Origin of the sequence: Streptomyces sp. URMC 126 (genome assembly GCF_051386555.1) — a bacterium.
Lineage (GTDB): Bacteria > Actinomycetota > Actinomycetes > Streptomycetales > Streptomycetaceae > Streptomyces.
Map to the genome: position 1 here is coordinate 1 of NZ_JBPQTX010001186.1, position 247 is coordinate 247.

Sequence of the window (247 nt, forward strand, 5' to 3'; positions counted from 1 at the left end):
GTGGGAAAACTTCAAGACATTGGGACGCCAATCGGTGCGAGTGTCAATCCACGACGCCAACGACTCGGCCAGGGCAGGAAGGTCGAGAAAGAAGTGCTCGGTCTCGCGAAACTCGGGAGCGGCCCCTGTGGTCTTTGATCTGGGGTCGATAAGGTCGGCCGGGTCGAGCTGACGGCCACAGTTATCGCACTGGTCACCGCGGGCATCGTCGTATCCACACACCGGACAGGTGCCCTCAATGTAACTG

At 59.9% G+C, this 247-nt stretch carries 1 protein-coding gene; it reads right to left on the reverse strand.

All coding sequences use genetic code 11. The features are described from left to right. Positions 1-247 (reverse strand): class I tRNA ligase family protein (locus ACSNOK_RS35600; protein ID WP_436784806.1); only part of this gene is annotated, 247 nt, incomplete at both ends.